Origin of the sequence: Pseudomonas sp. ICBG1301 (assembly GCF_016918385.1) — a bacterium.
Classification (GTDB): domain Bacteria; phylum Pseudomonadota; class Gammaproteobacteria; order Pseudomonadales; family Pseudomonadaceae; genus Aquipseudomonas; species Aquipseudomonas palleroniana.
The window spans coordinates 548,193-559,234 of record NZ_JAEKGB010000001.1; the positions used below are offsets into that span (position 1 = coordinate 548,193).

Genomic DNA, 11,042 nt, shown 5'->3' on the forward strand with positions numbered 1-11,042 from the left:
CGTCATTCTCGTCGCCAGCATGTTTTTTGCACGAGTGCACGGGGCTTTCCATTAGCCCCAAACACCACACAACCGTCGGCACCCAGTGCAGCGCAAGAGATCGGTGAAGCTCGCTTTGGTTGCATCGAACGAAGTGCCTAGCGCACCAGGCAAGGCTGCTTGTTATTGAAGCGCCAGCCCGGGATCAGGAACTGCATGGCCACGCTGTCATCCCGCGCACCCAGGCCCATGCCTTTATAGACTTCGTGGGCCTTGGCCACTGCGTCCATGTCGATCTCCACACCCAGGCCCGGCTTGGCCGGCACCTTCACGTAGCCACCTTCGATTTTCAGCGGTTCGCGCGTCAGGCGTTGGCCGTCCTGCCAGATCCAGTGGGTGTCGATGGCCGTGATATCACCGGGTGCCGCCGCCGCGACCTGGGTGAACATCGCCAGGGAAATATCGAAGTGGTTGTTGGAGTGCGAACCCCAGGTCAGGCCCCAGTCGTTGCACATCTGCGCCACGCGCACCGAGCCTTGCATCGTCCAGAAATGCGGATCGGCGAGGGGAATGTCCACGGACTGCAACTGGATGGCGTGGCCCATTTCGCGCCAGTCGGTGGCGATCATATTGGTGGCGGTCTTGAGGCCCGTGGCACGGCGGAATTCAGCCATGACTTCGCGGCCTGAATAGCCATTTTCCGCACCGCATGGGTCCTCGGCATAGGCGAGCACATGGTGTTGGTCACGGCACAGGCGGATGGCTTCCTTGAGTGACCAGGCCCCGTTCGGGTCGAGGGTGATGCGTGCATCCGGGAAGCGTTCGGCGAGGGCGGTAACCGCTTCGATTTCCGCATCGCCGCTCAAGACACCACCCTTGAGCTTGAAGTCGTTGAAGCCATATCTGGTTTTGGCGGCTTCGGCCAGGCGCACCACGGCCTCACTGGTCAGGGCCGGTTCGTGGCGCAAGCGCAACCACTCGTCCTCTGCGTGCGCCTCGTTGCGGTAGGCCAGGTTGGTCGTTGTGCGGTCGCCGATATAAAACAGGTAACCGAGCATTTTTACCGCATCGCGCTGTTGGCCTTCGCCGAGCAGGGCGGCCACCGGCACTTCAAGGTATTGGCCCAGCAGGTCGAGCAGGGCCGCTTCCACGGCGGTGACTGCATGGATGGTGATGCGCAGGTCAAAGGTCTGCAGCCCACGGCCCGCAGCATCGCGTGAGGCAAAGGTGCTGCGCATCTGGTTGAGGATGCGCTGGTACTGGCCGATGGGTTGGCCGATGACCAGGCTGCGTGCGTCCTCCAGGGTTTCGCGGATGCGTTCGCCGCCGGGCACTTCACCGACGCCGGTCTGGCCGCTGCTGTCCTGGAGAATCACGATATTGCGGGTAAAGAAGGGGCCGTGGGCGCCGCTCAGGTTCAGCAGCATGCTGTCATGGCCGGCCACGGGGATGACTTGGAAGTGGGTGATGACGGGGGTAGTCATGGTGATGTCCTGAATGGGCTCAAAGAGGTTTGCTGATAGCGGTGGCCGTGGGTGTAACGCTTGACGCAGGCAACGCGGCAGAGGGCGACGTCTTGGCGAAGAACACCAGGATCGCCGCCAGCACCGAGGTGCCGGCCAGGCCATAGAGGCCGCCCTGGATCGAGCCGGTGGTCTGCTCCAGAAAGCCGAACGTGGTCGGTGCCACAAAACCGCCCAGGTTGCCGATGGAGTTGATCAGGGCGATCACGGCGGCGGCGATGCGCACGTCCAGGTAACCCTGGGGGATTGGCCAGAACAGCGATGAGGCGGACTTGAAACCGATGGCTGCAAAACAGATCGCCACAAAGGCAAAGATCGGTCCGCCGGTGGTAGACATGAACATGCCCGCTGCGGCAATCAGTAGCGCAGCGGCAACCCAGGCCTGCTGGAACTTGAATTTGCCCGATAGCGCGGCGAAGGCATACATGGCGATGATCGAGATCAACCACGGGATCGAGTTGAAAAAACCGACCTGCACGTCGCTCAAATCGCCCATCTTCTTGATGATGCTGGGCAGCCAGAAGGTGGCCGCGTAGATCGTCAGTTGGATGCAGAAATACAAGGCGCAGAACAACAGGATCTGACGGTCCTTGAGCAGCTTGCCGAGGGTCGGCTTGACCGTGGTCAGCGCTTCACGGTCGCGCTGCTCCTGGTCGATGGCGCTCACCAGTGCATCCTGTTCTTCACGGGTCAGCCATTTGGCGTCGTGGGGTTTGGAGTCGAGCCAGAACCACACGAAGAACCCCAATGCCACGGACGCCAGGCCTTCGATGGCGAACATCCATTGCCAGCCGTGGAAACCGAACCCTTCGATCTGCAACAACGCGCCCGACAACGGCCCGGAAATCAGCGAGGCCACGGCCGAACCGCTGAGGAAGATGGCGATCGCTTTGCCGCGTTCAACACCCGGCAGCCAGCGGGTGAAGTAGTAGATCACCCCCGGGAAAAAGCCTGCTTCGGCCACGCCCAGTAAAAAGCGCAGGATGTAGAAGTGGGTTTCGTTCTGGATGAACGCCATCAGCGTGGCGACGATGCCCCAGGTGAACATGATGCGGGTCAGCCAGATCCGTGCGCCGACCTTCTGCAGCAGCAGGTTGGAGGGCACTTCGAAGAGCGCGTAGCCGATGAAGAACAGTCCGGCGCCCAGGCCGTAAGCGGCTGCTCCGATGCCCAGGTCGTGCTCCATGTGCGTGCGCACGAAGCCGATATTGACCCGGTCGATGTAGTTGAGGATGAACATGATCACGAACAGGGGGAGCACATGGCTCTTCACTTTGCTGACGGTGCGGCTGAGCACCGATTCGTTTTCTGCAGCGGCGGATGCTGGATTTGAATGGCTCATGACTCGAAAACTCCCCCTGATTTATTTTTATGCGGGTTTGTGTGTTGTTGATAGACATCATACAAGTGGTGTTCTTGGATTCGCAATTGGGTGATTGATGTTTTTGTGCTTATAAGGCCGCCATTGAAATAGATTTTATGGTTATTTGCCCATTTTTATTGGTGGTTATAGATTTTTTTAGCGTTGTCGAGCAAAGCCGACGTTATCTGGGGCTGGCGGCAGGGGGCGTTGAAATGCAGATTTATCAAGTTGGTTGTCATACAAGTTGGGTGTCTTGTGAACCTAGCCTGCCAGGCTCGGATAGGGAGTGTTAAGCTCCCTCCAGCCCAACCCCGTGGACCCGCAGTGATGCCCATTGAAAACGGAACCCTTGTCCGTAGACGCTCCAGCAACCTGGCCCAAGGCGTGGTCGACGCGCTGACCCAGCGCATCCTGCTCGGGCAACTCAAGCCCGGCGAAAAACTGCCGTCCGAATCCAGCATCGTGCTGGAGCACGGCGTAAGCCGTACCGTGGTGCGCGAAGCCATTTCCAAATTGCAGGCATCCGGCCTGGTGGAGACGCGTCACGGTATCGGCACCTTCGTGCTGGAGCCGCGCGCACAGCAGGGCTTGCGCCTGCACGTGGATACGGTCGCCAGTGTGCGCAACATGCTTGAGTTGCGCCTGGGCCTGGAGGTGCAGGCTGTGGCGCTGGCGGCACTGCGCCGGTCGGATGAACAACTGGCCCGTATGCGCCAGGCGCTGGATGACTATCAGGCATCGCTGGCCAATAACGACAGTTGCGTGGATGAAGACAAGCGCTTTCATCAACTGATCGCCGAAGCCACCGGTAATACGTTTTTCACCGAGATCATGGCGCACCTGGGCAATGCGATGATTCCGCGTACCCAGGTCAAGGGCGCCGAACGCGGCGGGGCGGATTTTGCCAGGCTGGGGCAACTGGCGAACCTGGAGCATGAGGCGATCTTCAACGCGATCAGGCGTCAGGACCCGGACGCCGCGCGGGCCGCCATGGTGTTGCATTTGACCAATAGCCGGGATCGATTTTCCGGGGAATGAAAAGGACCAACCGTTGAACGAACACACGCTGTCCATGCGCCTGGAGCGCGTGGCCGCCAACGTGCCGGCCGAATCGCGCCTGGCCGATATCGGCTCCGATCACGCCTACCTGCCGGTGGTGTTGATGCACCGTGGCGTGATTACCGCCGCGGTGGCGGGGGAGGTCGCGACCACACCATTGCACGCCGCCCAACGTACCGTGCGCGACAATGGCCTGGAACAACACATTAGCGTGCGCCTGGCCAATGGCTTGGCGGCGATCGAACCGGGGGACGGGATCACCGCGATCAGCCTCTGCGGCATGGGCGGCGAAACCATTCGCGACATCCTCGACGCCGGCCAGGCGTGCCTGAGCGGCCTGGAGCGCCTGATCCTGCAACCCAACGGTGGCGAGCAACCGTTGCGCCAGTGGTTGATGGACAATGGCTACTCGATCCTGCACGAAGAGCTGTTGCACGAGAACCGCTTCTACTACGAAATCATCGTGGCTGAACGCGCCGGGCCCGTGACCTACAGCGCCGAACAACTGTACTTCGGCCCCCTGCAGATGCAAGCGCGCAGCCCGGTGTTCCTGGCCAAGTGGCAACGCCTGCTGCGTCAGAAGCACAAGACCCTGGCCAACCTTGAACAGGCGCGGCAGGCGGTGCCGCCGGCGAAGGTGCAGGAAGTGGCCCGAGAGGTGCGCTGGATTAGTGAATTACTGGCGTGAAGGCGCAGGCTTCGGTCGCCTGAGGTCGACGTCTTATGCTCCAATGCGGCCCTTCATTCGCTGACCCAGGACCCCGCCATGGCCGATACCACCGACCAAGCCTTCTACGACCGTGCCGACGCGCACATCGAACTGTCGAACGAGCAGCTCAAGACCTGTGAAAACCTCGGCGAGGTCAGTGCCTCGATGATGTTCGGCACCACGCGTTTCAACGCCTGGGCCAGTGCTCGCAACTTCAAGTCCGGCGCAGAAATGGCCGAGGCGCGGGAGGCCATGCTGAAGTATTTCTGTGATCAGTACCGGATGATGCTTGAGGATAATCTGGATGATCACATCAATAATTTCAGCCGGTATATGCTGGTAAACACCGAGGGCTGATTTCAAGGCGTCTCGACGGGTTACAGACGTGCACGCAACACTGAGTGCTTTCGCCCCATTTTCGTGCGCGCCTGAGCGGGCAGTCTGTGTAGAAGCGCCTGTTTTCGGCCTCGGCACCAACGGCCCACATCTTGCTTGAGCCAGTTTAATCAATGACATGGCATTTTGCTTTTAGTCATTTCTAAGCTGTTTGGGGGAGTGGTCGGCGATGCACAGTCTTTTATCACCGGGTATCCGTTTGCTCGGCCGTTTCGGTTTCGCACGCAAGTTCCAGGTCTTGTTTTTCCTGTTCATGCTGCCCCTGGCCGCGAGTGTGTGGCTGATCGGGCAGGGCTATCGCGACAAACTCGCGGTGATTGCCAGCGAACAGTCCGGCGTTCGCCAGTTGTTGGCCCTGGACGCGCTCGACAGCCAGCTCACCGCACAACGCAACCTCGCTGCGCGCTGGAAGGCCGTGGACATCCTACGTGCGCCAACCCCTGCCGCCCAGGCTGCGATGGACAAAGTCGATGCCGCTAACCCGCTGATCCAGCAGAGCCTGCAAGCCTTGGGCGATGTGCTCAACACTGAGCACGCCAGCGCCGACACCCTGGCGCGTTTCGAGGCGTTGCAGGCCGCCGTCAAGGGCATGGACACCCAGTCCTTGCGTGCCGTGGGCTGGTGGCCGGACGGTTATGACCGCTTCACCGCTGCATTGACCGCCATGCAAACCCTGCGCGAGCAGATCACCCTGGATACCGGCCTGATCCTCGATCCCTGGCTGGAAACCTACCTGCTGATGCAGATTTCCAGCCAGTACACCCCGGACCTGATCGAGCGCATCGGCCGCACCGCCAGCGTCGGTGAGTCGTCCATTGCCTCGGGGCAGTTCACCTTGCAAAGCCGCTTGCAGATGCGTGACCTGCGCGGCCGTATCGGCGATGCCCGGGATCAGTTGGTCAAAGCCGCCGCGTCGCTCAAGGCCAAGCAATATCCGGGCATTGAGCCGTGGACTGCCCAATATGACAGCAGCCTGCAGTTGCTGGACAACCAACTCAAGACGTTGGACGAGGGCGTTTTCGGGGGCACCATCAAGCTCGATACTGCAGCGTTCGACAGCAGTGTCGACGCCGTGCTCGGTGCCCTGGGCGCGTTGCGCAGCCAGTCGCTGCACGCGCTGGATGCGCGCCTGGGTTACTACCACGGGCAATCGCTCAAACAGTTCATTCCGGTGGCGGCGACGTTCAGTCTGTTGGCGTTGGCCGCACTGTACCTGTTCATGTGCCTGCAAGCCTCGATCCGCCGTAGCGCCAGCGGCATCACCACGCTGGCCGAGTCCCTGCGCGACGGCAACCTGTGTATCGAAGTGGCGGTGGAAGGCCGCGATGAACTGGCGCTGATCAGCGCCGCACTCAACGCCGCAGTGGTGCAACTGCGCACCAGCCTGTTGGGCGTCAATCACGAAACCCAGCAACTCGGTTCGGCCGTACACACCCTCAACGCACAATCGGGCAGCACCCTCACCGAGGTCGAAGACCAGCAGCACCAGATCAGCCAGATTGCCGCCGCCGCCACCCAACTGGCCGCCACTTCGATGGGTGTCGCCAGAAGTTGCGAGCAAGCCTCTGGAAGTGCCCAGCACACCCGCAGCATTGCCGAGGACAGCAGTCGCGACAGCCAGCGCACCACCGCGAGCATCCAGCAACTCAACCAGCGTCTGACCGACACCGCCAACGCCTTGGAACAGGTCAGCCAGCAAGGCCAGCAGATCCAATCGGTGGTCGATACCATTCGTGGTATTGCCGAACAGACCAACCTGCTGGCGCTCAACGCCGCCATCGAAGCCGCCCGAGCTGGCGAACAGGGGCGCGGTTTTGCCGTGGTGGCCGATGAAGTGCGCAGCCTGTCGCAACGCACCCAGGCGTCCACGGCGCAGATCGCCGGCACCGTGGACAGCCTGCGTGCAACCGTCAGCCAGGCGGTCACCCTGATGGGCGCGGCGTGCGAGCAAGCCCTGACCGACGCCGAGTCGGTCACCGGCCTGGGGGCGCGCCTGGGCGAAATCGCAGGCGCTGTACAACACGTCACCGACACCCTGGCGCAGATCGCCACAGCGGTGGAAGAACAGGCTGCCACGGCGGATGAAGTGAGCGGCAATATCCAGCAGGTCGACCAAGCGGCAGGGCGCCTGCTCGATGGCGCGCGTGCCGTGAACCAGGCGGCGGACACCTTGAGCAAAGGCAGTCGTGCACTGAGCGATAACACCGCGCGCTTCCGATTGGGTTGAGCGTTTGTAGTGAGCGGGCTTGCCCCGCGCTGGGGGGCGAAGCCGCCCTAAACCCCGTCACTGCGGTGTTTCAGAAAGACCGAGGTGCCTGGTTTTGGGGCTGCTTCGCAACCCAGCGCGGGGCGAGCCCGCTCACTACAAGTAAATTAGGTGGGCACTCCAGGGCGGTGGTGTAGTCTCTTTTCAGGACACCCCCCCTTTCGCTTAGCGGAGCTACCATGATCACCGTTCATCACCTCAACAACTCGCGCTCGCAACGCATCCTCTGGCTGCTCGAAGAACTCGGCCTGCCTTACGAGATCAAGCGCTACCAGCGCGACCCCAAGACCAACCTCGCGCCGCCCGAGCTCAAGGCCATCCACCCGTTGGGCAAATCCCCGGTGATCGAAGACGGTGGCCAAGTGCTGATCGAATCCGCTGCCATTATCGACTACCTGATCCGCCATTATGGCCAGGGCCGCCTGCAACCCGATCCCGCCACGGCCACCTATGACCAATACGTGCAATGGCTGCACTTCGCCGAAGGCTCGGCGATGCTGCCGCTGATGCTCAACCTCTACGTCGGCCGCCTTGGTGACGCTGGCGCGCCGTTGCACCCGAGGATCGAATCGGAAGTGGCCAATTACCTGGGGTACCTGAACGACGTGCTGGCGGATAAAGCCTACCTGCTGGGCGATGAGCTGAGTGGCGCGGATATCCAGATGAGTTTCATCGGCGAAATCGCCAAGGCCCAGGGCAAGTTGCAGGCTTACCCGAACCTGGCGGCGTGGGTGAAAAAATTCCAGGCGCGGCCGGCGTATCGCAAGGCGGTGGAGCAGGGTGGGGAGTATGCGTTTGCCAAGTAAGGGGCTTCACGGCGTTTACAACTGTTAACGGATTGAAGGGCGCAATCGCTATAGGCTTTGCGTTGTCCGTACAGGAGCCTTCGGTCATGAACTTACGAGCTGTCGCCGTCACGTTAATTGCATTCGCGCTTTTGCTGCCGTCGCCGGCCGAGGCCGCCACGCCCATCAAGCACGTCGCCATCTACCGCGGCCCGGCGGGCTGCGATGACTGTTCCGAGAACGTGGCGAATGCCTTGCGCCGCCTCAATCCCGAGTATCAGATCGATTATGTGGGCGCGCAGGAGGCCACCGACATCACGCCACAAACCCTGGCGCGCTATGACCTCTACGTGCAGCCCGGCGGCGGCCAGGACATTCCCGGTGCCCTGCGCAGCCTGGGCGATGCGCGCGCCGAGGCGATTCGCGGTTATGTCGCCGGCGGCGGGCGCTACCTGGGGTTGTGCATGGGCGCCTACTTGGCGGATGACGGTAACCTCGGCCTGATCCCCCAGGACCTCGACGGCGAAGCCGGTCGCCCCGGTTTTGAAGTGCCCGGCATCGCCGACGCCGCCGTGCAGGTCATGTGGGAAGGCAAGCCTGACCATGTGTTCTTCCAGGACGGGCCTTACATTCCCGCAGCCGACCCGGCCGCGCCCTACAAAACCATCGCGACCTACCGCAACGGCGACGTCGCGGCGGCGCGCTATACCTATGAAAAGGGTGTGGTCGTGCTTAGCGGCCCGCATCCCGAGGCCGGTCGCGAATGGTTCGAGAATGCCGACATCCCGTTGAACAAAATGCCGCGTGGCGATCTGTTTGGGGCGTTGATTCGCAACTTTTGAAGCGCTTGTCATCGCGGGGTAGAACGATTGCATCGCCCCCGAATTATGCAACTCATCGGGTTCGTGAATGAGGAACAGCGCAATGAGCGAGGTATCGGGACCCGTGGGTGAAGAAGCGTTGTCGAGGCCGCAGGCGGTCAGTTTGCGGGAGTCTTTCTGGTTCTGGTTGAAGTTGGGCTTCATCAGCTTCGGCGGGCCTGCGGGGCAGATCTCGATCATGCATCAGGAACTGGTCGAGCGGCGCCGTTGGATATCCGAGCGCAGGTTCCTGCATGCGCTCAACTATTGCATGTTGCTGCCTGGGCCGGAGGCTCAGCAGTTGGCGACCTACATCGGCTGGCTGATGCATCGAACCTGGGGCGGGGTGGTCGCGGGTGGGCTGTTTGTGCTGCCCTCACTGTTTATCCTGATCGCTTTGTCATGGCTGTATGTTGCGTTCGGCGAAGTGCCGGTGGTGGTGGGCCTGTTTTATGGCATCAAGCCTGCCGTGACCGCCATCGTTGTACAGGCAGCCCACAGGATCGGCTCGCGAGCGCTGAAGAACCATTGGCTATGGGCGATAGCGGCCGCTTCATTCAGCGCAATTTTCGCGTTCAATGTCCCATTCCCGTTGATTGTCCTGGGGGCGGCATTGATCGGTTATGTCGGGGGACGCCTGGCACCCGAGAAATTCAGAACAGGGGGGCATAGTGCCGCCAAGAGAACGTTTGGCCCGGCCTTGATCGATGACGACACCCCGTCCCCAGAGCATGCCCGGTTCAGTTGGTTGAAATTGGCATCGCTCGCTCTGCTTGGCGTTGCACTGTGGGCATTGCCAATGGCTGTTTTGATCCTGTCGTTTGGCTGGCAGGGCACGTTGACCCAGATGGGCTGGTTCTTTACCAAGGCTGCGCTGTTAACGTTTGGCGGTGCCTACGCGGTGCTCCCTTATGTCTACCAAGGAGCGGTGGGGCACTATGGCTGGCTGACCCCGACACAGATGATTGACGGGCTGGCGCTAGGGGAAACCACGCCCGGGCCGCTGATCATGGTGGTGGCCTTCGTCGGCTTCGTCGGCGCCTACGTCTCGCAGGTGTTTGGCGCCGATCAAATGTTTCTGGCTGGGGCTGTCGCCGCGTCTCTGGTGACATGGTTCACCTTTCTGCCCTCATTTCTGTTCATTCTTGCCGGTGGCCCGCTGGTGGAGTCGACCCACAACGAACTCAGGTTCACCGCACCATTGACCGCCATTACCGCTGCCGTGGTTGGCGTGATCCTGAACCTGGCGTGCTTCTTCGGGTATCACGTGCTGTGGCCAAAGGGTTTCAGCGCTAGCCTTGATTGGCCTTCCGCCTTGATCGCACTGATGGCGGCGGTCGCCCTGTTTTATTTCAAGCGCGGGGTGATTCAGGTGTTGATCGCTTGCGCGCTGGTCGGTTTGGCTGTGCATCTGTTGCGCTAAGAGACGTGGCCCTGTTGTACAGTTGGCCGCTGGAAACGATTGAAAGGGATGACCATGACGTTGACCGTCAAAACCCTGCTCGACCTGGCCATGGCCAACCCCATCAACGCCGAAATCACCGCGCGCCTGCCTGACCTCGGGGTGGACCAGTGTTTCCTCACGGCGGGCTGTCTGTTCCAGGCGGTGTGGAATCATCAGGCGAAGCTGCCTGCTGACCAGGGCGTCAAAGACTACGACGTTTTTTATTTCGATACGGACTTGTCCTACGAGGCCGAGGATGCGGTGATCCGTTCGGCCGAAGTGCTGTTCCAGGACCTGGGCGTCAACGTTGAGGTGAAGAATCAGGCGCGGGTGCACCTTTGGTACGCGCAGCGGTTCGGTCGGCCTTATCCGCAGTTGCACACGGCCAGACAGGGGATTGATCGTTACCTGGTGGCGGGTACGTGCATCGGCCTGGAGATTGCGACGGGCGAGGTGTATGCGCCGTACGGGTTGGAGGATGTGGCGCAGGGGGTGTTGCGTATCAACCCGCAGCATCCGGAGCCGGCATTGTTTGCGCAGAAGGCCAGGAGTTACCAGGCGCGTTGGCCTTGGTTGAGGATTGTGGCGCCTGCTTAGCTTGCGTACGCCAGTGAACTTTTACCCGCGTGCGGCACGTCCAAGCCTGAAATGCCCAGCC

Annotated in this window: 10 protein-coding genes; 8 read left to right on the forward strand and 2 right to left on the reverse strand. The window is 61.3% G+C overall.

Annotated elements, in window-relative coordinates:
• Nucleotides 1-137 precede the first annotated feature (137 nt).
• Nucleotides 138-1,463 carry a glucarate dehydratase gene (gene gudD / locus JBE38_RS02505; RefSeq protein WP_205343489.1) on the reverse strand — a complete coding sequence of 442 codons (1,326 nt, stop codon included), beginning with the start codon at nt 1,461-1,463 and terminating at the stop codon, nt 138-140.
• Between the two features lie 19 nt (nt 1,464-1,482).
• On the reverse strand, nt 1,483-2,844 hold the full coding sequence (locus JBE38_RS02510) for an MFS transporter (protein ID WP_205343490.1): 1,362 nt from the start codon (nt 2,842-2,844) through the stop codon (nt 1,483-1,485).
• A 348-nt stretch (nt 2,845-3,192) separates the two neighbouring features.
• On the opposite strand from JBE38_RS02510, the gene JBE38_RS02515 reads away from it, so the two are divergent.
• The 8 genes from JBE38_RS02515 to JBE38_RS02550 all read left to right on the forward strand — a co-directional run bounded on the left by JBE38_RS02515 (nt 3,193) and on the right by JBE38_RS02550 (nt 10,981).
• A complete protein-coding gene (locus tag JBE38_RS02515; protein WP_090369756.1) occupies nt 3,193-3,903 on the forward strand; it encodes a FadR/GntR family transcriptional regulator in 711 nt (236 codons plus the stop codon).
• 13 nt (nt 3,904-3,916) lie between these two features.
• Nucleotides 3,917-4,612 carry a tRNA (adenine(22)-N(1))-methyltransferase gene (locus tag JBE38_RS02520; protein ID WP_205343491.1) on the forward strand — a complete coding sequence of 232 codons (696 nt, stop codon included), beginning with the start codon at nt 3,917-3,919 and terminating at the stop codon, nt 4,610-4,612.
• 78 nt (nt 4,613-4,690) lie between these two features.
• Nucleotides 4,691-4,990, forward strand: a complete 300-nt coding sequence (locus tag JBE38_RS02525; RefSeq protein ID WP_090369759.1) for a DUF3144 domain-containing protein — start codon at nt 4,691-4,693, stop codon at nt 4,988-4,990.
• A 1,573-nt stretch (nt 4,991-6,563) separates the two neighbouring features.
• Nucleotides 6,564-7,256, forward strand: a complete 693-nt coding sequence (locus JBE38_RS27905; RefSeq protein WP_446731241.1) for a methyl-accepting chemotaxis protein — start codon at nt 6,564-6,566, stop codon at nt 7,254-7,256.
• A 218-nt stretch (nt 7,257-7,474) separates the two neighbouring features.
• A complete protein-coding gene (locus tag JBE38_RS02535; protein WP_161549951.1) occupies nt 7,475-8,101 on the forward strand; it encodes a glutathione S-transferase family protein in 627 nt (208 codons plus the stop codon).
• 86 nt (nt 8,102-8,187) lie between these two features.
• The gene (locus JBE38_RS02540; protein ID WP_205343493.1) at nt 8,188-8,922 is read left to right on the forward strand and encodes a BPL-N domain-containing protein; all 735 of its coding nucleotides are present in this window, start codon (nt 8,188-8,190) and stop codon (nt 8,920-8,922) included.
• An 82-nt stretch (nt 8,923-9,004) separates the two neighbouring features.
• Nucleotides 9,005-10,363 carry a chromate efflux transporter gene (gene chrA, locus JBE38_RS02545; protein WP_205343494.1) on the forward strand — a complete coding sequence of 453 codons (1,359 nt, stop codon included), beginning with the start codon at nt 9,005-9,007 and terminating at the stop codon, nt 10,361-10,363.
• A gap of 54 nt (nt 10,364-10,417) precedes the next feature.
• On the forward strand, nt 10,418-10,981 hold the full coding sequence (locus JBE38_RS02550; protein WP_090372344.1) for a nucleotidyltransferase family protein: 564 nt from the start codon (nt 10,418-10,420) through the stop codon (nt 10,979-10,981).
• Nucleotides 10,982-11,042 lie beyond the last annotated feature (61 nt).